Origin of the sequence: Streptomyces sp. NPDC051563 (assembly GCF_044454225.1) — a bacterium.
Taxonomy (GTDB): Bacteria; Actinomycetota; Actinomycetes; order Streptomycetales; family Streptomycetaceae; genus Streptomyces.
Genome location: NZ_JBITDL010000005.1, coordinates 347,083 through 369,388 on the forward strand (window position 1 = coordinate 347,083; position 22,306 = coordinate 369,388).

9 protein-coding genes are annotated in these 22,306 nt (G+C 74.5%); 4 read left to right on the plus strand and 5 right to left on the minus strand.

What is annotated here, in order from left to right; translation table 11 throughout:
- Positions 1–11 precede the first annotated feature (11 nt).
- The 5 genes from ACIA8F_RS09345 to ACIA8F_RS09365 all read right to left on the minus strand — a co-directional run bounded on the left by ACIA8F_RS09345 (position 12) and on the right by ACIA8F_RS09365 (position 17,488).
- Positions 12–3,191, minus strand: coding sequence for an AMP-binding protein (locus ACIA8F_RS09345; protein ID WP_399377681.1), 3,180 nt, complete (start codon positions 3,189–3,191; stop codon positions 12–14).
- A 37-nt stretch (positions 3,192–3,228) separates the two neighbouring features.
- Positions 3,229–6,615 (minus strand): amino acid adenylation domain-containing protein, encoded by a 3,387-nt coding sequence (locus ACIA8F_RS09350; RefSeq protein WP_399377648.1) that lies wholly within the window; start codon positions 6,613–6,615, stop codon positions 3,229–3,231.
- Positions 6,612–12,341 carry an amino acid adenylation domain-containing protein gene (locus ACIA8F_RS09355; RefSeq protein ID WP_399377649.1) on the minus strand — a complete coding sequence of 1,910 codons (5,730 nt, stop codon included), beginning with the start codon at positions 12,339–12,341 and terminating at the stop codon, positions 6,612–6,614. Before ACIA8F_RS09355 ends, ACIA8F_RS09350 begins: the two co-directional genes overlap by 4 nt.
- Before the next feature lie 165 nt (positions 12,342–12,506).
- The gene (locus ACIA8F_RS09360; RefSeq protein ID WP_399377650.1) at positions 12,507–15,695 is read right to left on the minus strand and encodes an amino acid adenylation domain-containing protein; all 3,189 of its coding nucleotides are present in this window, start codon (positions 15,693–15,695) and stop codon (positions 12,507–12,509) included.
- A gap of 821 nt (positions 15,696–16,516) precedes the next feature.
- Entirely contained in the window at positions 16,517–17,488 is a 972-nt protein-coding gene (locus tag ACIA8F_RS09365; RefSeq protein WP_399377651.1) for an AraC family transcriptional regulator, read from the minus strand.
- Positions 17,489–17,584: 96 nt separating this feature from the next.
- Between ACIA8F_RS09365 and ACIA8F_RS09370 the strand changes: the two genes are divergently transcribed.
- From ACIA8F_RS09370 to ACIA8F_RS09385, 4 genes are all read left to right on the plus strand, one after another.
- The gene (locus ACIA8F_RS09370; protein WP_399377652.1) at positions 17,585–18,307 is read left to right on the plus strand and encodes an SDR family oxidoreductase; all 723 of its coding nucleotides are present in this window, start codon (positions 17,585–17,587) and stop codon (positions 18,305–18,307) included.
- 82 nt (positions 18,308–18,389) lie between these two features.
- Positions 18,390–19,796 (plus strand): ATP-grasp domain-containing protein, encoded by a 1,407-nt coding sequence (locus tag ACIA8F_RS09375; protein ID WP_399377653.1) that lies wholly within the window; start codon positions 18,390–18,392, stop codon positions 19,794–19,796.
- Positions 19,789–21,165 carry an MFS transporter gene (locus tag ACIA8F_RS09380; RefSeq protein ID WP_399377654.1) on the plus strand — a complete coding sequence of 459 codons (1,377 nt, stop codon included), beginning with the start codon at positions 19,789–19,791 and terminating at the stop codon, positions 21,163–21,165. The genes ACIA8F_RS09375 and ACIA8F_RS09380 overlap by 8 nt, the downstream gene beginning before the upstream one ends.
- Before the next feature lies 1 nt (position 21,166).
- A complete protein-coding gene (locus ACIA8F_RS09385; RefSeq protein ID WP_399377655.1) occupies positions 21,167–22,258 on the plus strand; it encodes a DUF1611 domain-containing protein in 1,092 nt (363 codons plus the stop codon).
- Positions 22,259–22,306 lie beyond the last annotated feature (48 nt).

Sequence of the window (22,306 nt, forward strand, 5' to 3'; positions counted from 1 at the left end):
GCAGCCGGGGATCACCCGCAGGCGCTGGTCAGGGCCGAGGTGAACTCCCTTGCCAGTTCGGTGATCACGGGCAGGTCGAAGGCCAGCGCGTTGTACTGGAGCCAGCAGCGCAGGCCGCCGTCCGGCTGTTCGAGGACGGTCAGCTCGGGGACGCCCCGGTCGCCGCCCGGCAGGGGCCAGGGCACCGTGCTTCCGCGCGGCAGTTCCCAGGGTGCGCAGGCCAGGCCGGGCAACTGGGCGGGCGCGGCCCACGCCTCGTAGCGGAGCCAGGCCGCGAACGGTACGGACGGGCTGAACTCGGCGAAGGGGTACAGCTGGTGGTCCAGTGCCTCGCTGTAGACCGTCCGCAGCCGGTCCACCAGTTCGGCGAAGCCCGGTTCCCCGCTTCCGTCCACGCGCAGCAGCAGCGACTGGACGAAGCAGCCGACCGTCCGTTCGGAGTCCGGGCGCGGGCGGCCGGGCACCGGGGTCATCACCACCAGGTCGGGGCGGCCGCTCCGGCTCGCCAGCAGTCCCGTCCAGGCCGCCGTGACGGCCAGGAAGGGCGTGGCACCCAGCTCGGCCGCCCGGGCCCGCAGGGCTTCGGCCAGCGCCGCCGGCACCTCGAACTCGTGTGCCTGGGTGAGTACTTCCTCCACCGTCCGGCGGCCGCTGAACTGCTCCACGGCCTCCGGCGCCCCGGCCAGCGCGGCCTGGAAGTGGGCCCGGGAGGCGGGCCAGTGGGCGTTCGCCCACTCCACCAACTCCGCGTAGCTCGGCCCCGAACGGGCCGGCGGAGCCGGACGGCCGCGCCGCAGCGCGGAGTAGAACACCCCCATGTCGGCCAGCAGCACGCCGACCGACCAGCCGTCGGAGACCATGTGGTGCACCGCGACCAGCACCACGTGATCGGTCTCCGACCGGCTGACCACCAGGAGGCGCGCCATCGGGTCGACGGCCAGGTCGGTGAGCCGGTCGCGCTCGGCCAGCAGCAGGGCGTCCACCTCGGCGTCCGTGGCCCCCGGGGCCCGGGTCAGCGTGATCCGCACCCGGGGCTCCGCGTCCAGCACCGCGCGTACGACCCCCTCGCCCGCCGCCTCGAACCGGGTCCGCAGCGCCGGGTGGCGCCGGACCGCCTCGGTCAGCGCCCGGCCCAGGGTCTCCGGCTCCAGCCGGTCGGTGACCCGGAACAGCGCGGTCACCGCTCCGGCGTCCCGGCCGGGGGCCTCTGCCATCCAGCGGAAGAAGTTCTCCTGCTGCGAGGTGAGCGCGATGGCGTGCGGCTGCGCACGCAGCGCGGCCAGGTAGGGCGTCACGGTGTCCGGGCCGGCGGGGGCCGCGCCGGCAGCGCTCTGCCGCCGGTCGGGGTGGTCCACCCAGGCGGCCTGGGACCGCAGCGAGGGCCGCTCGAAGACCACGGCCGTGCCTGCCCGGACCCCGAACTCGGCGCTGATGCCGGCGGCGAGCTGGACCGCCCGGAAGGAGTCGCCGCCGTGCGCGAAGAACTCGGCGGCCACATCGGTGACCGGCCGCCCGAGCAGCCGCCGCCAGAGTCCCGCCAGCCGCAGTTCCGTCGGGGTGGCCGGGGCGACCACGGGACCGGTGGGCTCCGCGGGCGCCTCGAAGAGGGGGCGGAGCAGGTGTTTGACCACCTTGCCGCTCGGGTTCCTGGGGAGTTCGCCCGCCAGCAGGATCCGTACCGGCAGCTCGGGGCGGCTCAGCCGGCCGCTCAGGAACAGCCGCAGGTCGTCCGGGTCCAGGCCGCCGGGCCCGGCCACCACGACCGCCACGGGGACGGCGCCCATCACGGGGTGCGGCAGCCCGAGCGCGGCGGCGTCGGCGACCGCGGGATGCTCGTGCAGTGCCTCCTCGATCCGCAGCGTGGACACCTTCAGCGCACCGCTCTTGATGACGTCGCTCTCCCGGTCGACCAGGTACAGGTACCCGTCCGGGTCGAGGCGTCCGACGTCGCCCATCCGCACCCAGCCGTCCCGGAACACCCGGTCGCTCTCGCCCGCGGCGCCCAGGTAGCCGCGGGGCGGTCCGGGCTGGCGCAGCCAGACCTCGCCGCCCTGCCCGGCGGGCAGGGGCAGCCCGTCCGCGCCGAGGATCCGGAGGTCGCCCGGGTCCGCCGGGCGGCCCAGCGAGCCGGGGCGCCGGGTGTCGACCACGGTGGAGATCTGCGCGGGCGAGGCCTCGGCGGAGGTGTAGGTGTTGACCAGCGTCGCGTCCGGAAGCGCCGCCGCCAGGGCGGCCGCCACCGGTACGGGGAGGGCGGCGGCGGAGGAGTTGACCAGGCGCAGACTGCTCAGGTCGTACCTCCCGGCGGTGCCCGCGTTGACGAGTTCGATCGCCATAGAGGGCACCAGGAAGGCGGTACCGACCCCGAACTTCTCGACCGCGACGCCGAACCCGTCCGCGTCGAAGCGCGGCAGGCTGAGCGTGGTGGGCGCGGCGGTCAGTGCGCCCAGCAGCATCACCTGGCCCGCGTTGGTCCCGATCGGGAAGGCGTGCAGGGCGTACCGCGAGTGCGCGTAGGCGCGGCGCCGGGGGTGGGCGACCAGACCCGCGGTCAGGTTTCCGTGCGCGGCGAGCACGCCCTTGGGCGCGCCGGTGGTGCCGGAGGTGCCGATCACCTGCGCCGGATCGGCCGGGCCCACCCGGTACGGGGGTCCGGCCGGCGGCTCGGGGTGCGCTGCCAGCAGGGCGTCCAGGCGGAGCTCCACCAGGCCGGGGAGGGCGGGCGGTTCGGCTTCGCCGTCCTGGAGGTGCTCCCCGTCCTGGACGTGCTCCCCGTCCTGGGGACCCGTACCGTCCCGGAGGACCGTGCCCGCCCCGGCCAGTGCGGCCAGGGCGGCGGCATCGGCCTCGGTCACGTCCTCGCGGACCGGGACGGGCACCCCGCCCGCGTACTGGACGGCGAGGAAGGCGACCGCGTACCGCTCCCAGTGCGCGTTGGAGAACCGCAGCAGCACCCGGTCGCGCGGCCCGATCCCGGCGGCGGCCAGCCCGACGGCGGCGCGCAGCGCCTCCTCGCGCCAGCGGCGGTAGCTGAGTTCCCCGCCGCCGACGACCTGGAGCGCCAGGCGGTCCGGGTCGACGGTGGCACGCGCGTCCAGGAGCTCCGGGACGGTCGTGGCGGCGGGCGGCGCGGTGGTGGCGATGGCGGTCTCCGGTGGGGTGCGGTGGCGGGTGCCGGCTGGCGGGCGGATGGGCGGGCGGGAGCGGCGGGGCGCGGTGGGGGCGGGGTCACTCCAGCCGGTCGGTGGCTTCCTCCTCGCTGAGGGCGTCGATCTCCGCGATCAGCAGGGCCTCGATCCGGGCGGCCAGGGCCGCCGGGGTGGGGCTCTCGAAGACGTCGCGGATCGACACGTCGAGGCCGACGCCCGCCCGGATGCGCGCGGCGACCCTGGTGACCAGGAGCGAGTCCCCGCCGAGGGCGAGGAAGTCGTCCAGTACGCCGACCTTCGGCAGGCCGAGGACCTCCTGCCAGAGGTCGACCACGAGGGCCTCGGCATCGGTACGGGGCGCCAGGTATCCGGCGGCGGCGCCCGCCGGGTCCGGGTCGGGCAGGGCCGCGGCGTCGAGCTTGCCGTTGGCGTTGAGCGGGAGCGTGTCGAGCAGCACCACGGCGTCCGGCACCATGAAGGCCGGCAGGCGCAGCGCGAGGTGCTCGCGCAGTCCGGCCGCGTGCGGCGCGGTGACGGTCCCGTGCCCGGCCGCCGATCGCCCTGCGCCGCCCGGCTGCAGGACGGCGTACGCGAGCAGCCGTCGGCCGTCGCGGACCAGGACCGCAGCCCGGGCGACGGCCGGGTGGGCGGTGAGGGCGGCCTCGATCTCGGCGGGCTCGATCCGGTACCCGCGGATCTTCACCTGGCCGTCGGCGCGCCCGAGGAACTCCAGCTGCCCGTCGGTGCGCCACCGGGCGCGGTCGCCGGTGCGGTACATCCGGCCGTCCGCGGTCCGGGCGAACGGATCCGGGAGGAAGGCCTCCCCGGTCAGCTCGGGCCGGGCCAGGTAGCCGCGCGCGAGGCCGGTGCCGCCGATGTGGAGCTCGCCCTCGGAGCCGGCGGGCAGCAGGCTGCCGCGCTCGTCCAGCAGGTAGAGCCGCACCCCCGGCAGCGGACGGCCGAGCGGCGGGCGCTGCCCGGCGGCGGAGCCGTTGGAGGGGACGCTGGAGGGGACGCTGGAGGGGACGCTGCCGGACGGGCCGACGGGCCCGCCGTCCAGGTCGCCGGCAGTGACGATGACGGTGGCCTCGGTTGGTCCGTACGTGTTGACCAGCCGGACGGTGTCGCCGTGCCGCTCCCGCCACCGGGCGAGGGTGGCGGCGCGGGCCTCGGAACCGCCGAGGACCACCAGGCGCAGCGTCGGCGGCCACGGGGCCTGGTCGCCGAGCGCCACCAGTTCCTCCCAGTACGCGGTCGGCAGGTCGAGCACGGTCACGGACCGTCCGGCCTCGCCGCGCAGCAGGTCGGGCAGCATCCGGCCGCCGCCGGGCAGCAGGACGACGCAGGCGCCCGCGGTGAGGGCCGGCCAGATCTCCTCGGCATGGGTGTCGAAGCCGATGGAGGCGAACTGGACGATGCGGTCGCCCGGTTGGAGCCGGTAGCCCTCCGGGCCGGCCATCCACCGGACGCGCTCGGCCAGGGCGGCGTGGTCGACGGCGACGCCCTTGGGAACCCCGGTGGAGCCCGAGGTGTAGAGGACGTACGCGAGGCCGCCCGGGTCGGTCCCGGGCAGCGCGGGCGCGGCGTCGGGATGGTTCGCGGGCGGTACGGGGACCCCCGGCCCCGGGACTCCAGCCACCGGGACTCCAGCCTCCGGCGCCCCGGACACCGGGACCCCCAGCACCGGTACCCCCAGGTCCGGTTGCCCGTCCCCGGTGAGGAGCAGGGCGGCGTCCGCCTCGCCGAGCATCAGCCGCTGGCGTTCGGCCGGGTGAGCGGGGTCGAGCGGCAGGTACCCGGCGCCGGCCTTCCAGATCGCCATCAGGGCGATGACCAGGGCGAAGGACGGCTCTATCCGCACGCCCACCGCGCGGCCGGCCACCGGGCCCAGCCGCCCCGCCAACTCATCGGACGCGCGGTCGAGTTCGGCGTAGGTGAGGGTGTTGCCCGCGCATTCGAGGGCGGGTGCGCCGGGGCGGAGGGCGACCTGTTCGGCGAAGCCGCGCAGGACCGGGCGGGCGTCCTCGGTGACGGCGGGTCCGGCGCCGAGCGCCAGCAGTGCGGCGCGCTCCTCGCCGGTGAGCAGCCAGTCGCCGTGCAGCGGGACCTCCACGTCCTCGACGGCCCGGGCGAGCAGGTCGCGGACCCGGCGCGCCAGGGCCTCGACCGTGGCGCGCTCGAAGAGCTCCCGGTCGAAGCAGAACGAGAGCGTCATCCCGCCGTCCGGGGTGCGCCAGCTGTCCAGCAGCAGATCGGTCTTGGCCCGGTCGAAACCGGAGTCCATGCTCTGCGTCCGGACGCCCGCGGGCAGCGAGCTCCGCTCGTCCGCGCCGCCGGCCAGCTCGTACTGGCTCTGGTGGACGAACACCGCCTGGTAGAGCGGGCCGACGCCGGGCACTACCGGCAGCCCCAGTTCGGCGGCCACCCGTTCGACCGGGACGTCCTGATGGCTCAGCGCCGCCATCGTGGCGGAGCGCACCCGGCGCAGCACGGTACGGAAATCGGGCTCGCCGGTGAGGTCCGCCCGGATCACGCCGGTACGGGAGAAGTAGCCGAGCAGTGCCTCGTGGGCGGTCTCGTTGCGGCCGGCCAGCGGGGTGCCGACGGCGAAGTCGTAGGTGCCGCTCCAGCGGGCCAGCACGCTCTGGTAGGCGGCGAGCAGCACCATGAACGGCGTGCACCGCTGCTCGCGGGCCATGCCGTCGAGTCCGGCGACCAGGTCCGGGCCGAGGGCGAGTTCGGCGAATCCGGCCCGGTGGGTGGGCTCGGCGGGCCGGGGACGGTCCAGCGGCATCCGCAGGGCGCCCACGCCGGCCAGCCGGGTGCTCCAGTACCGGAGCGCCTCCTCGGCCGCGCCGCCGTCCAGCCGGGTCCGTTCGGCGCGGGCGAAGTCGCCGAACTGGAGCTTGAGTTCGGGAAGCTCGGCCGGGCCCTCGCCGAGCTCCTCGCGGTACAGGGCGAGCAGCTCGCGCCACAGCACCGTGAAGGACCAGCCGTCGGAGACGATGTGGTGGACCACCACGCTCAGGGCGTGCTCGTGCTCTCCGGCACTGACCAGGACGGCCCGCAGCGGCGGCCGCTCGCCCAGGTCGAAGGGGGCGTTGACGAAGGGTGCGCACGCCGCGGTGAAGGCCTCCTCCGAGGCCTCCGGTATCGGAACCAGGGTGAGGGCGATGTCCCGTACCGGCTCCACGAGTTGGACGGGCTGGTCACCGTCCAGGGCGAACCGGGTGCGCAGCACCTGGTGCCGCGCGGTGAGCCGGGTGAGCGCCGCGCTCAGGGCCCGTGGGTCGACGGGGCCGCTCCAGCGCCGGTTCAGGTACATGTTGAACCCGGCGTCCTGCGGGTCCAGTTGCTGGAGGAACCACAGGCGGCGCTGCTCGTCGGTCAGCGGATGACGCGAGACGGGGACCGGGACCGGGGCGGGGGCCGCGGCCGGGATCGGGATCGGGAGCGCAGAGGTCATCGGTTCGTCTCGCCTTTCGCGCGGGCCTGCAGGGTTTCGAGGCCGATCAGGTCGTCGGACTCGGCATCCGGGACGTCCCGGTCGAAGCGCGCCAGGACGGGAATGCAGAGGCTGACGAGGACCAGTGCGGCCATGGCGAGGCCGAACACCAGGTAGAGCAGCCCGATGCCGCGCCCGTCGCCGGTGCCGATCAGGGCGCCGACGCTGGAGGCCAGCGCGCCGCCCTCGTCCATCAGGGGCTGGAGCAGTTCGGGCCCGGCCGGGGCGACCAGGGCGAAGCCGATCGGCAGGGTGGACCAGGCGACCAGGGTGTTCACCGCGATCACCCGGCCGTGGAAGCGCATCGGCACCTTGGTCTGGATGACCGTCGCGTAGATGCCGTTGAGCAGTGCCAGCCCGTAGGTCATGCCGAACGCGCCGAGGGCGACCACGGTCACCGAGGGCCGCAGTCCGGTGACGACGCAGGCGGCGGCGAGACCGAGGGTGGCGAACAGGACGCCGCGCAGCCGCATCCGGCGCGGGCCTCCCCAGACCAGCAGGGTGAGGCCGCCGAGGACGGCGCCCAGGCCGGCCGCGGTGGACACCCAGCCGGCCGCGGCGGTGGTGGAGAAGGAGAGCACCAGCGGGGTGATGAGCAGGAAGAGCGGGGAGAGGAAGATGTTCAGTGCCGCGAACCAGAACAGCATGGCCCTGAAGTGGCGGCTGCCGAGGGCGCGTTGGAACCCGGCCCGGATCTCGGCGCTGACGCTCTCGCGCCGGGTGGCGGCCATCACGTCGGGGAAGCGCACCGCCAGGGTGACGCCGGTGGCGATCAGGTAGCTGACGACGTCGAAGACGAGGATGCCGCCGAGGCCGATCACGTGCAGGATGCCGACCGCGATCAGCGGTACGAGGAACTGGGCGAGGCCGAGGGCCATCTGGACCACGCCGTTGGCGCGCCCGAGGAAGCGCTTGGGCACCAGCTGCGGCACCGCCGATCCCCAGGCGACGCGCTGGAAGGCGAGTGCGGTGGAGAGCAGCGAGATCATCACGTAGCAGTGCCAGATCTCCAGCGAGTCGCTGAGGTAGAGCACCAGCAGGGCCGCCTGGGTCAGTCCGGCGGCGATGTCGCCGCCGAGCATCACCCGGCGGCGGTCGCCGCGGTCGACGATGGCGCCCGCCAGCGGGGCCACGACGATGCCGGGCACCAGGCCGAAGGCGGCGAGCAGGCCGAGCTGGAACAGCGAACCGGTCTGCAGGTAGATCCAGATCGGCAGGGCGAACTCGGTGAGCGCCGAGCCGATCATCGAGAGCTGCTGGCCGGTGGCGATGGCCAGGAAGCGCCCCATGGTCGGGCGGACGCGGCGGCGCGCACGGGTCTTCCGCGCCTTCCCCGGTGCACCGGACCGCCCCGGCCGCCCGGGTTGCCCCGGTTGCCCGGCGTCCGGACCGGGGTCGTGCCCCGAGTCCGGCCCGGGTTCCTGCCCCGGCACCGGCCCGGATTCCCGTACGAGTTCCCCTACGAGGTCCCGCCCGGAGTCGGGCTCCGTCCCCGCGACGCCGCGGGACAGGCCGGCCAGCCACCAGGTGGCGTCGTCGGTGCGCGCGTACCGCTCCTCCTCGCCGGCGGCGATCGAGCGGTGCACGCCGGTCAGGATGCCGGCCAGTTCCTCGGCGCGGTACTTGAGGTAGAAGTGCCCGGCCTCGTCCAGGACCACGACGGCGGTGGTGCCGGCGATCCGGTGCCACTCGCGGAACCGCTCCTGGTAGAACTCGGTCGCCGGGTCCCGGTCTCCGCAGACGGCGATCACCGGCGCCGTGATGGTGCCGCCCTCGCTCTCGTACAGGTCGCCGAAGTAGCGCTCGGCGCCCTTGGTGCCGACCCGGCGGTTGTGCACGATCAGCCGCAGCTGCTCCTCGTCGACCTCGTCCACGTCCAGGCCCGCCGCGGCCAGGGCGTTGATCATGCCCTGGTCGCTGCGCAGCCGGGCGGCCAGCTCGGCGAAGCGCTCGGCCAGCGCGGCGCCGCGGCCCTTCGGGCGGGCGAAGGGGAAGATGCCCCCGAGGTGGACGGCGTCGATCTCCCGGCCGGCGGCCTCCACCCGGCGGGCGATCTCCACGGTCAGCCGGACGCCGACCCCGCAGTGCCCGTAGAGCACCAGCGGCCCGGCGACGTTGGCGACGATCTCCTCGGCGCAGAGCCGGGCGACCTCGTCGACGTCCATCGCCTCCTCGCCCAGCTCGTGGCCGGGGACGGCGATGGAGTGCAGGGCCCAGTCGGCCGGCATGGCGTCGGCGAGCGGCTTGTAGATCAGCGCGCTGCCGCCACCGTAGGGGGCGCATACCACGCTGGCGGCCGTCTTGCGGCGCTCCGGGGTGAGCAGGTGCAGCAGCCGGCGCGGGCCGCGGTCGCCCTCGGGGGTGGCGACCAGTTCGGCGAGCTGGCGGACCGTCGGGTGCTTGAAGAGATCCATCACACTGACCGGCGCGGCCAGTTCGGGGAAGGCCCGGCGCATCCGGGCGACCACCTGGGTGGCGAGCAGGGAGTGGCCGCCGAGTTCGAAGAAGTCGTCCAGCGCGCCCACCCGGGGGAGGTCCAGCAGGTCCGCCCACATGGCGGCGATCACCTGCTCGGTCCCCTCCTCGGGGTCGACGTGCGTGCCGGGGGCGGGGCCGTCCGCGGGCGCGGGCAGCGCCTTGCGGTCGACCTTGCCGTGCGCGAGCAGCGGCAGCCGCTCCAGCACCACGTAGCGGGCCGGGACCATGTAGTCCGGCAGGACCTCGCCCAGGGCGGCGCGCAGTTCGGCCGCGGCCGGGGGTTCGCCGCCCGCGGGGCGCTCCAGGTAGGCGACGAGGTTCTGCTTGACGCCCTCGCCGCGGGCCAGGACCACGGCCTGGGTGATGCCGGGCAGGGCGGTCAGCGCGGCCTCGATCTCGCCCGGCTCGACCCGGTAGCCGCGGACCTTGATCTGGTCGTCGCCGCGGCCGAGGTACTCCAGGGTCCCGTCGGCGCGCCATCGCGCCAGGTCGCCGGTGCGGTACATCCGCGGGCCGCCGGTGCCCGGACCGGTGGCCCCGGGCGTGGTCGCCTCCGGGGCGGCGTACGGTTCCAGGTCGGCCGGGGCGGCGTACGGATCGGCCAGGAACCGCTCGGCGGTCAGGTCGGGGCGCCCGAGGTAGCCCCGGGCCAGCCGGTCCCCGCCCAGGTACAACTCGCCGGTGACGCCCGGCGGTACGGGGTTGCGGGCCTCGTCCAGCACGTAGCAGCGCCCGCCGGCCAGCGGGCTGCCGATCGGGGTGCTGCCCGGCGCGTCCAGGCCGTCCGCGGTGACCTCGTGGACGGTGATCCCCACCGTCGCCTCGGTGGGCCCGTAGTGGTTGAAGACCGCGCACCGGCCCAGTGCGGCGATGCCCGCCGCCCAGGCCCAGCTGCTGGCCTCCCCGCCGAGGACCAGCGCACGGCGCGGCAGCAGCCGCTCCATGGGCGCGTCGGCGGTCAGGGCGGCAAGGTGGGAGGGCGTCATCTTCAGGTAGTCGATGCCGGCCCGCTCGATCTCCGCGGCCAGTTCCACGCCCGCGATCCGGCGCGGCAGCAGGTGCACCCGGCCGCCCGTCGTGAGCGCCAGGTAGAGCATGGTCATGCTGAAGTCGAAGGAGAGCGACTGCAGCAGCCCGTAGGAGGCCCCCGGCTCGATCCGCAGCCGATCGCGTGCCCCTGCCAGGTAGTTGAGGATCTGGCGGTGCTGCACCGCGACGCCCTTGGGTGCGCCGGTGGAGCCCGAGGTGTAGATCACGTACGCGAGGTGGTCGGCGCCGGAAACCTCCTCCAGCGGCGCCCCGTCCCCCTCGGACGCGAACCGCTCCGCCGCGTCGCCGTCGCCCGTCAGCAGGTCGACGGCCGGGTGGTCGCCGAAGCGCGGCCGCAGCACGGCGTCGGTGATCAGCACCTTGGCGCCGGCATCGGCGACCAGGTGGGCGAGCCGGGCCGGGGGCTGCTCGGGGTCGAGGGGCAGGTAGCCGCCACCGGCCTTGAGTACGGCCACCAGCGCGACCGCCAGCTCGGGGGACTGCTCCAGGCAGACGGCCACCCGGTCGTCGGCGCCCACGCCCAGTGCCCGCAGGCGCCGGGCCATGGCGTTGGCCCGCCGGTCGAGGTCGCCGTAGGTGAGCGTACGGTCCTCGAAGACCAGGGCCGGCGCCTCGGGGGTCCGGGCCGCCGCCTCGGCCAGCGCCCGGGTGAGCGTGGCCGGACCGCCGTCCGGGAGCGCGGGACCGGCGGCCCAGGTCTCCAGTACGGCCGTCCGCTCGGCCGCGCTGAGCAGCGGCAGGCTGTCGAGGGGCAGCGCGGGGTCGGCGACGCCCGCCGCGGTCAGCAGCTCGAACCGTTCGGCGAGCCGTTCGACGGTGCCGGCGTCGAAGAGGTCGGTGCGGTAGGTGAGCAGTCCGTAGAGACCGCCGTCCGCCTCCTCGCGCATGTAGAGGGCGAGGTCGGCGTGGGTGGTGGTGGCCTCGTAGCCGAAGCCCTCGGAGTCCAGGCCCGCGGTGGGGGCGGCGGTGTGGTCGCCGTAGTTCTGGAAGGCGAAGGTGGTCTGGAACACGGCGGCGCGGCTGACGTCGCGTTCCACCGCGAGGTCGTTGACCATCTGCTCGAAGGGCACCTCCTGGTGCGCGTACGCGTCGAGCGTGGTCTCGCGGACCCGGCTGATCAGCCGGCCGAAGTCGAGGTCGGCGCCGAGCCGGGCACGGATCGGCAGCATGTTGACGAACGCGCCGACCACGCCTTCGAGTTCGCGGTGGAGGCGGCCGGCGACCGCGGAGCCGACGGCGAAGTCCCGTTGTCCGGTGTGCCGGCCCAGCAGGGCCTGGAAGGCGGCCATCAGCACCATGTAGGTGGAGGCGCCGTACGACTGCGCCACCTCGCCGACCCGGCGGGAGAGTTCGGGGCTCCAGCGGAACTCGGTCGCCGCTCCCTCGAAGGTGAAGACCGGCGGGCGGGGCCGGTCGGAGGGCAGCTCCAGGGCCGGGACCCCGTCGAGCTCGGTGCGCCAGTGCTCGCGTGAGGCGGCGAGCGGGCCGTTCTCGAGGCGGTCGCGCTGCCAGGCCGCATAGTCGCCGAACTGCACGGGCAGGGCGGGCAGTTCACCCGGAGCGCCGTGCGCGTGGTGGGCGTAGCGGAGGTCGAGCTCGCGGTTGAGGAGGTCGATCGACCAGCCGTCGCAGATGATGTGGTGCATCACGAGGGCGAGGACGTGATCGTCCTCGGAGATCCGGACCACCAGGGCGCGCAGCAGCGGGCCGGCCTGGAGGTCGAAGGGTACGGCGATCAGTGCGCCGAGCTCGGCGGCGGCGCGTGCCTGCGGGTCGGGGTCCGCGCTGGCGTCCAGGTGCTGGGCGGCGAACGGCGCCGGCTCGGCGACCCGTACCTCGGCCGTGCCGGCCTCGGTGGTGCGGAAGGTCATCCGCAGGCTCTCGTGCCGGGCCACGAGGTCGGTCAGCGCGGCGTCGAGGGCGGTGCGGTCGAAGGGGCCCCGGAGCCGGCGGGCCGGAGCCAGCGCGTAGGCCGTGGAGCCGGGAGCGAGCTGGTCCATGAACCAGAGCCGCTCCTGGCCGCTGGAGAGCGGCGGTGCGGTGTCCGCCGGGCGGGGGTCCACCACCCGGGCGGGGGCCGAGGCGCCGCGCAGCCGCTGGCTGAGGAGGGCGCGCTTGGCTGCGGACCAGTCGGTGGGCAGGTCCTGGGTATCCGTCATCGAGTTCCTGTTCGGGCGTGCGGCGGGCGGATCGGAGCGTGCGGGGGTACGGACGGAGGTACGGGAGTACGGACACGGGCCCGGCGGGGCAGGGCACGGCTGGGCGGCCCGTGCCCGGTGTACGGGGCAGCACGGGCCCGGCAGGGTCGTCCGGAAGGAGTGGGTCTACTGGCGTTCGCGGACGGCGGCGGCGATGCCGGCCGGGGTCGGGACGTCGAAGAAGACGTCGAAGTCCAGCTCCACACCGAGCGCGTCGCGGATCCGGGAGGCGATCTGGATGACCGTCAGCGAATGCCCGCCGAGGTCGAACAGGTCGTCCTCGGGGCCGACGTCGGGCAGGTTGAGCACCTCGGCCCAGATCCGGCGGACCGTTCCGGTCGTCGCGTCGTCGGTGTCGGCGTCGCCGGCGTCCGCGGAGCCGGCGGGAGCCGCGCCGCCTTGTGCCGCCGCGGTCTCGCGGGGTGGCACCGGCAGGGCCCGCCGGTCCAGTTTGCCGTTCGGGGTCAGCGGCAGGCGCTCCAGCGTGAGCCAGCGCTGCGGCGCCATCGCGGCCGGCAGCGTCCGCATCAGGTGGGCGCGCAGGTCGGCGGGGGAGGGCGCCGGGCAGCCGGGGGCCGGGATCAGGTAGCCGGCCAGGAAGGGCTCGCCGTCCTCCTCGGTGTGGACGGCGACGGCGGCCTGGGCGAGGGCCGGGTGCTCCAGCAGGGCGGACTCGATCTCGCCGAGTTCGATGCGGTGGCCGCGGATCTTGACCTGGTCGTCGATCCGGCCGAGGAACTCGAGTTCTCCGTCGGACGTCCGGACGACGCGGTCCCCGGTCCGGTAGAGCCGGGCTCCGGGCGGGCCGAACGGGCTCTGCACGAAGCGCTCGGCGGTGAGTTCGGGGCGGCCGAGGTAGCCGTGCGCGACGCCGTCCCCGCCGATCAGCAGCTCTCCGGGGATGCCGAGCGGGGTCGGGTTCAGCTGCTCGTCGACCACATAGGTCTGGGTGTTGGCGATCGGACGGCCGATCCTGACCTGCTCCGGACCGGCGGGGACCTCGGCACAGGTGGACCAGATGGTGGTCTCGGTGGGCCCGTACACGTTGAACAGCCGGGCGGTGCGCGCCCGCAGTTCGCGGGCGAGCGGCAGCGGCAGCGCCTCTCCGCCGGCCAGGCCGGTGACGGCGGTGAGGGCCTCGGAGCCGCCGCTCCCCGCCGTGAGCATCACCCGCCAACCCGAAGGGGTGGCCTGGACGTGGGTGACGCCCTCGGAGCCGATCAGGGAGAGCAGCCCGGGACCGTCGACGGCGAGGCCGTCCGGGGCCAGGACCAGGCGGCCGCCGGTGATCAGCGGCAGGTAGAGCTCCAGCGCGGAGATGTCGAACGAGAGCGAGGTCAGGCCGAGCCAGGCGTGCTGCGGACCGGAGCCGAGCAGGTCGGCGAAGGAACTGAGCAGGTTGACCAGGGCCCGGTGGCCGACGGAGACGCCCTTGGGGCGGCCCGTGGAACCGGAGGTGTAGAGGACGTACGCCACGTCGTCCGGGCCGGCGGCGGGCCTCGCATCGCCGGAGGCGGGCTCGGCCGGATGCTGCGCCGACGGCGCGGGGATCCGTAGGACCGCGGGGGCGGCCGCGGCCACCTCGGGCGCGGGCTCGTGGTCGGCGAGCACCAGGACGGCGCCGGAATCGCGCAAGACCAGGGCCAGGCGCTCGGCCGGATAGCCGGGGTCCAGCGGCAGGTACGCCGCACCGGTGGCGAGGACGGCGAGCAGGGCGGCGGGCAGGTCCGCGGTGCGGTCCAGGTGCAGGGCGACGAGATCACCGGGCCGAACCCCGGCGCCGCGCAGCGCTGCGGTCAACTCGTCGGTACGGAGAAGTAGTTCGCGGTAGGCGAGGTGGCGGCCGGCTGCGCTGACGGCGATCGCGCCGGGGGTGGCGGCGGCCTGGGCGCGGACCAGGTCGAGCACGGTCCGGTCGGCCGGGTAGGGCCGGTCGGTGGCGTTCGGCGCGGTGGTGACGGCCCGCAGTTCGGCGGCGTCCAGCAGCGGCAGGTCCAGCAGCCGGGCATGGGGTGCGGCGACCGCTCCCGCGAGCAGGGTCCCGTAGTGGGCGGCGATCCGGCGGGCGGTGTCCGGGGCGAGCACGGCCGGGTCGAACTGGAGGCTGAAGTCGAGTCCGCTGCCCGGGGCGTCGGGGCGGGCGGGGGCTTCGACGACCTGGAGGTGGAGGGTGTTGCGGGCGGTGCGGTTGTGCACGGCCCAGCCGATCCGGGCACCGGTGCCGGCGAAGTCCGGGTCCGGGCCGCGCCGGCGGTACCCGAGCGAGACCGCGGTCAGGCCGACGCGGGGGCCCAGCCCGGCGACGGCGCTGCCGAAGGGCACACAGCGGTACGGGTATCCGGCCCGCAGCTCGGCCCGGACGGCGGTGGCGAATGCGGCGAAGGTCTCCGAGGTGCCGGCTCCGGGCGCGTGGACGGGCAGTTCGTTGACGAACAGCCCTATTTCATCGGCGAGTTCCGGCGTCCGGGTGGAGAGCGGCACGGACACGGGGACCGCCTCGCCGCCGTAACGGCGCAGCAGCCCGTGCAGGGCCGCGAGCAGGAACTCGAAGACCGTCGTGCCGGCGAGGGCGGCCGAAGCGGCCAACTCCTGCGCCGCCGCGCCGTCGAGACGCCACTCGACCGCCTCACCGGCCCCGGCGACCGTCGGGGTGCGCGGCGCGCCCGGCAGGACCGGGTCGGTGGCGGCGGCCCACCGCGGCCCGTACCACTCGGCGGCCCTCCGTACGACCCCGGGATCCGCGGGCGGGGTGACCGGGGCGATCGGGGCGGCCGGTACGACCGGGGCGGCCGGTGCGGCTCGCGCGGCCGGGTCCGCGGAAGTGGGCGCGGGCCGGAGCGCCGATCCGTACGCGGCTGCGAGGTCCCGGGTCAGGACGTCCTTGGAGTTGCCGTCGAAGACCGCGTGGTGCGCGGTGATCAGCAGCTCGGCGCTGCCGTCGGCACGCCGGTGCAGGGTGAAGCGGCTGAGCGGTCCCGTCTCCAGGGCGAACGGGCGAGCCGCCTCCTCGTCCAGCAGCTTCTCCAAGTCGGCCTCGTCCGCCGGTGCTTCGAGCTGCACCAGTTCGGGCTGCCGCGCCGCCTGCTCCTGCCAGACCAGCCCGTCGCGCTCCACCAGGCGTGCGCCCAGGGCCGGGTGGCGCCCGGTCACCGCGGTCACCGCGCGGGTCAGCGCAGCCGTGTCGATCCGGTCGAAGGAGATCCGCACCGGCATGTGGAACGCCTCGCGGGCCAGTCCCAGTCGGTCGGTCAGCCATACGCCCTGCTGGGCCGGCGAGGCCGGTGTGCGGTCGGGCAGGGGGAGTACTTCGGACATCGGGGCTCACTTAGGACGTCGGAGCAGGGCGGAAGGGAGGAGCGGCACGTGTCAACGTGCGGACGCGTCGTTGGGCGCGGAAAACCGCACGTGAGGACTTCAGAGGTCGACGGCAGGCTGCGGCGAACGGGTTCGGTGACGGCGCCGGCCACCATGGGACGTCCGGCCCTCCCCCGGGGACCGGCCGATGGCCGTGAGTGGTCCGGACCGCCGGAAATCCGAGGATCGCCGGAGACGTCGGCAGCTCGGGCCCCCACCCGATGAAGACAATTGGTCCAGACCTGTCGAGAGATTCGCACAACGCCCAAGTACCGTCAAGAGCCGTCCACGGCCCGGAATCAACCACCATGTACGGGCCGAGCTCAGCCGACGTCCACCCAAACGCCCGCAGGTCTGCCCATCCCTGACAGTTCATCAAGATGCCTACCGGTGCGGGTAGATCAGTCGCGCCAACCCTTGTGCGGGGCGTAGGTGGCCGCCGTGGCAGCCCGGTCCGGCGCGGGGGAGCGGAATCCCCGGACGGTCTGCCGGGCCGCACTCCGGGCGTTGGTGCCGCCTCCCCGAAGCCCCCGATCTCCGGCATCGGAGCACGAGCCCCGGCTCGTTGGGACCCGGCCGCCAGCGACAAGGTGCGCACGCTCGCGTATGCGAAGCTCGCGCGGGAGGAGGGGGCCCCATGGTCGTGCCGCCTCCGGGGCGTGGGGAGGCATCGAGCCCGGCGTCACCCGGAGCTGCGCTGAGCGCGGTCGCCGGGTGGCTCACCGCACCCAGGGGCGGCCCGGAAACACCGCGCGACGGCCCGGAGGCAGCGCGGCACCGCCCTAGGTGGTCCCCTTCGGGCCCTGCCCGGCAGACGCCGACGCCGCCCCCGATGCCGGCCGCCGCTCCCGCCGGTACGCCCCGGGCGGGGTGCCGAAGTGGCGCTTGAAGGCTTTCGCGAAGGCGAACTCCGAGGTGTAGCCGGCCTTCTGGGCCACGGCGCCCAGCGGGTCGCCCGTCTCGCGCAGCATCCGCGCCGCGCGGGCCATCCGCCACGTCGTCAGGTAGCCCAGCGGCGGCTCACCGACCACCGAGGTGAACCGCCGGGCGAACGCGGCCCGCGACAGCCCGGACCGGCTCCCCAGCGATTCGACGGTCCACGGATGCGCCGGATCCTCGTGGATCGCTTTCAGCGCCGGGGCGATCAACGGGTCGTTCAGCGCCGAGGCCCAGCCCTGCGTCCGCTCCCCGGTCAACTCGGCGTACCAGGACCGCAGGATGTAGAGGAGCAGCAGATCGACGAGCGCCGCCACCACCGAGTCCGAACCCGGCTGAGGCCGGTGGATCTCGGCGCAGAGCTGGTCGACCGCCGAGCGCAGCGCCGGATCGCGGCCGGGGCCGGCCGGGAGGTGGATGACCTCCGGGAGATCGCCGAGCAGCGGATGCGGCCGGTCGATGTCGAGGTGGTAGGCCCCGCACACCAGCACGCTGCGGGCGCCGTCGCCCTCGACGGCGAACCGCCCGATCGGCGAGGAGGTGTCGACGCGGGAGGGCTCGAAGGCGACCGGTTCGCCGGGGGCCGCGTCACAGATGGCGTGGCCGGTGCCGCGCCGCAGGAACACGACGTCGCCGGGGCCCAGGGCGATCGGATCGCCGGCGACCGGCAGGAGGAAGCAGTTCCCTTCGACGACGACGTGGAACCCGGCTCCCGCGACGGGCTGGAAACGCACGCCCCACGGCGCCCGGGCGTCGGTACGGACCACCGACGGACGCCCGGTGCGCAGGGCCGCGAGCGTGTCGCTGAGTATGTCCATGCGCTCACCCTAGTGTCCCGACCGCGAGACGACCGGACAGGGAATCGAGACTTCAGGCCATTCATCGTCTCTCCCGTGACACGTAGCGTCCTGGTCATGAACACCACAGCAAACACCCGGCGTGTCGTCGTCATGGGCGGTACCTCCGGCGTCGGATTCGCCGTCGCACAGAACGCAGTTGCCCAGGGCTCGGAGGTGGTCGTCGCCTCCAGCAGCCAGGAGCGGGTCGACCTGGCCGTGAAGAGGCTCGACGGTCCGGCGGAGGGGGTCCGGGTGGACGTAGCCGACGAGGCCGCGCTCGCCGCCTTCTTCGACCGGACCGGCGCCTTCGACCACCTCGTCTACACGGCGGGGGAGCCCCTGGTGCTGAAGCCGCTCGCCGACCTCACCGCCGCGGAGTCCCGGGCGTTCTTCGAGCGCCGGTACTGGGGCGCCCTGCTCGCCGCGAAGTACGCGGCGCCGAAGCTCCGTACGGGCGGCTCGATCACCTTCACCTCCGGCGCCTTCGCCACCCGCCCCGCCCCCGGGGCCGCGCTCGGCGCGAGCATCACGGCGGCCGTCGAGGGCCTGACGCGCGCCCTGGCCCTGGAACTCGCCCCGCTGCGGGTCAACGCGGTCCGCCTCGGTGCGATCCGCACCGAGCTCTGGGACAGCAGCGTGCCCGACCCGGAGGCCTTCCTCCGGGCGCAGGGCGACGCCCTTCCCGTACGGCGGGTCGGCAGCCCCGCGGAAGCCGCGGAGGCCTACCTGTACCTCCTGGGCAACGGCTACGCGACCGGCACGGTGCTCACCCTCGACGGCGGAGCCGCGCTGGCCTGAGACCGGCAGCCTCGGGCTTCCCCTGCGGCACCTCGGCAAAGGGGGTTGCCAAATTAGGCAACCCACTGTCACCATTCTTGCCATGAAGCCTCGTGTACTTGTCCTCGGCGATCAGCAGACCATGGTCGACGCGGCGGTCAAGCTGGGAGCCGAGGTGTGGTGGGCGCAGCGCCCCGAGCGTGTCCGGGCCGAGGAGGCCGTCGCTCCGGTCGTGACGCTGCTGACCGACTACACCGATCCGGCCTTCGTCGACCTCGTCGCGCATCTGCACGCACTCCGGCCCTTCGACGCGGTGGTCAGCATCCAGGAGCACGCGCTGCTGTCCCTCGCCGCGCTCAACGAGCGGCTGGGGCTGCGCGGGCCGCACCGCGAGACGGCGCGGCTGGTCACCGACAAATGGGCCATGCGCGCCAGGCTCGCCGAACGCGGGGTGAGTCCGGTGGCGGCCGCCCTCGGGCGGACCGCGGACGACCTGCGCGCGTTCGGCGCCGAGCACGGTTTCCCGTTCATCGCCAAGCCGGTGGCGGCGACCGGCAGCTTCGGGGTGGTCCTGGTGGACCCGCACGGGGTGGACGCGGTCGCCGAGGGGTTCGCGGGCACCGGAGTGAGCGCGTTCCTGATGGAGGAGCACCTCGACGGCCCCGAGATCAGTGTGGAGACCTTCACCTTCGCCGGCCGCCACGTCGTCCTCGCCCTCACGGACAAGTCGACCGGTCACGGCTTCGTGGAGAGCGGGCACACCATGCCCGCCACCCTGGACGAGGCCGTGCGTACGGAGGCCGTCGAGGTGGTCGGGGCGTTTCTGGACGCCGTCGGCCTGACCGACGGTCCGTCCCACGTGGAGGTGAAGCTGACCTCCGCCGGTCCGCGGATCGTCGAGGGCCACTGCCGCCGCGGCGGCGACCGGATCAACGAACTGGTGCGCCTCGCGTACGGCGTGGACATGGAAGAGCTGACCGTGGCCTGGGCGCTGGACCGGACGGAACCCCTGGCCGGACCGCCGCAGGCCCTGCGGGCCTCGGCGATCGCGTTCGCCGAGGCCCCGTGTGGAGAACTGGCCGCGGTGACGGGGGAGGCCGAGGTCCTCGCCGACCCGGACGTGGCCGAGGTCCGCGTCCTGCACGAGGTCGGCCGGCGGATCGGCCCGGTCCGCTGGTCGGGCGACCGCGCCGGATACGTCATCGCCACCGGCGCCACTCCGGCGCAGGCGGCCGCCAAGGCCGTGGCGAGCGCGGCACGGCTGGTCTTCACCGTGACCCCGCCGTCCGGCGCGCCCCAGTCGGACGCCCCGTCCTCGGGCACCCGCCTCCCGGAGTCTGCGCCGGCCCCGGAAACGGGCACCGCGTCCGCCACGGCCTCCGCCACCGCCAAGGCCGCCGCCACGGCCGGGCCCGTGCCGCACCCGGCCGCCGACCGCGACCTCAGCCGCGAGAACGACCTCTCCCGGCACGTCGGTTACGAGCGGACGGACGGGGTCAGCGATGACTGAGGTGATCGAACGCAAGGGCGCCGGGCCCCTGATGGGCGAATCGGCCCTGCGGCGCGTCGTCGCCGCCAACTACCTGTTCTGCCAGTTCGGCAAGTTCTCCCTGATGCCGGTCCTCGCGGTCATGCTGACCCAGGGCGGCAAGGGGAACGCGTCGATCGCCGGACTCGGCATGTTCGCCTTCCTCCTGTGCATCGGCCTGTCCTCGCTGCCCGTCAGCCGCTGGCTGCCGAGACTGCCGTACTCCGTCACGATGGCGGCCGGCATGGTCTGTTCGGCCGCCGGATTCGGCGCCCTGGCCTACACCACCCGCCCGGTACCGGTCGTGCTGGCGCTGTGCCTCGCCGGCTTCGGCAACAGCGTCCACGGAGTCCTCGTCCGCGTGCTGGTCGCGGAGAACCTCGCCGCCGAGCCGGCCCGCAACATCGTCTACGCGATCATGCAGATGGCCACCAACGCAGCTGCCGCGCTGGGTCCGTTCATCGCGGGCGCGCTCTACGTCTCCGGTGACAACCGGCCGCTGATCGCCCTGGTCTCCCTCGCCTACCTCGCCGCCGCGGTCACGCTCCTCGTCGGGGTGCCGCGCAGACTGCGACCGCCGAGCACGGTCCGGCCCGCCGAAGGCTCCCGGGCGCGGCTCCGTGCGCTGCGCGATCCGGAGTGCGCGCGCGCCATCGGGCTCACGGTGGCCGGGGCCTTCGTCTACGGGCAGTTCTACTCCGCGTTCGCGCTCTACGTGAGCCTCGCGGTCGACGCTCCGATGCTCCGGGCGGTGCTGCTCGGCGGCCCCCCGGTCGTCATCGTGCTGCTCCAGTCCGGGGTGACCGTCCTGGCCAACCGCAGGCTGCGGGCCGGCGTGGAGCCGAACACCCTGCTCGCCTTCGGGGTGATCGCCTTCGGCAGCGGGATCGTCCTCCTGGGCGTCGGCCTGCCGGCCGTGGCCGGTGCGGCCGTTGCCATGGGGGTGTTCGCCTTCGCCGAGATGCTCTACGCGCCGATGGTCAGCATCGCGTTCAACCGGCTGACCAACGTGTCCCCCATCGCGTCCTCCAACCTCCAGGGCGTCTCGCTGACTTCGGGCGAGGCCCTCGGCTCGCTGTTCGGCGGGGCGGTCTTCCTGACCAGCTACCACCACGGCGCCGGCGACTGGTACTGGCTGGGCCTCGGCACGGCCGCCATCGCCGGAGTCTGCCTCCACCTGGCTAAAGCCCGCAGGCCGGCGAAAGCCCGTACGCAGGCGAAAGCCCGCACGCAGGCGAAAGCCCGTACGCAGGCGAAAGCCAACACCCCCGTCCAAGACCGCAGCCCCGTACACGACCACACCCCCGTGCCAGACCACACCACCACCGCACCTCGTATCGAAGGGCATTGACATGGACCATCTGAAGCGCATCGCGATCCTCGCCGACGGGGAGATCACCCCGAGCACGGCCAAGACCGTGACCGGCATCCTGCGGTACCGCTCCGACCGCGTGGTCGCGGTGGTCGACCGCGACAACGCCGGCCGGGACGCCGGAGAGGTGGTCACCGGCGGCCTCGGCGCCGGGATCCCGATCGTGGCGGACATCGAGGCCGCCATGGCCTTCGAGCCGGACGCGGTCCTGCTGGGGACCGAGCCCACCGGCGGCATCCTGCCGCCGCACTGGCGGCCGACGGTCCTGGAGGCGATCGGCCGGGGCCTCGACGTGATCAACGGGCTGCACACCATGCTGGCCGAGGACGAGGAGATCAGTGCCGCCGCCGAGCGCAGCGGGGCCACGCTCTGGGACGTCCGCCGGGAGCCGAAGGAGCGCTACGTCGTCGAGTTCCACGAGGACGGCAAGCCCGTGTTCGAGATACAGACGCACCGGCCCGGATCGCGGACGGTGCTCACGGTCGGCACGGACTGCGGTATCGGCAAGATGACCACCATGCTGGAGATCGAGAAGGTGGCGCTGCGCCGCGGCCTGGCACCCGCCTTCGTGGCGACCGGGCAGATCGGCACCATGATCACCGGCAAGGGGGTGTCGATCGACGCGATCATGGTCGACTACGTCGCCAAGATCATCGAGGAGGAGGTCGTCGCCGCCGTCGAGGGGAGCGACCTCGTCCTGGTCGAGGGGCAGGGCGCGCTCAACCACCCGCGGGGCTCCGGCGGTCCGCTGTTCCTGATGCACGGCAGCCGCGCGGACTCCCTGATCATGTGCCACGACCTGAGCCGGCCGGCCATCAAGTACCTGCCGGACCACCCGCTGCCGTCGCTGGAGCGGGCGATCGAGATGCACGCGGAGGGGGCGAGCTGGGTGTGGCCGGAGGGCCGCTGCCCGATCGTGGGCCTCTCCCTCATCACCGCCGGACTCTCCGACGAACGCGCGCGCGAGGAGATCGCCGCCATCGAGGAGGCCACCGGCCTGCCGGCGACCGACGTGGTCCGCTACGGCGCCGAGAAGCTGCTGGACGCGATCCTCGCCGGCCCCACCGCCTGACGCCACACGACGCAGTCGCCTTCCCCCGGCGGCCGGGGCGGCCCGGGC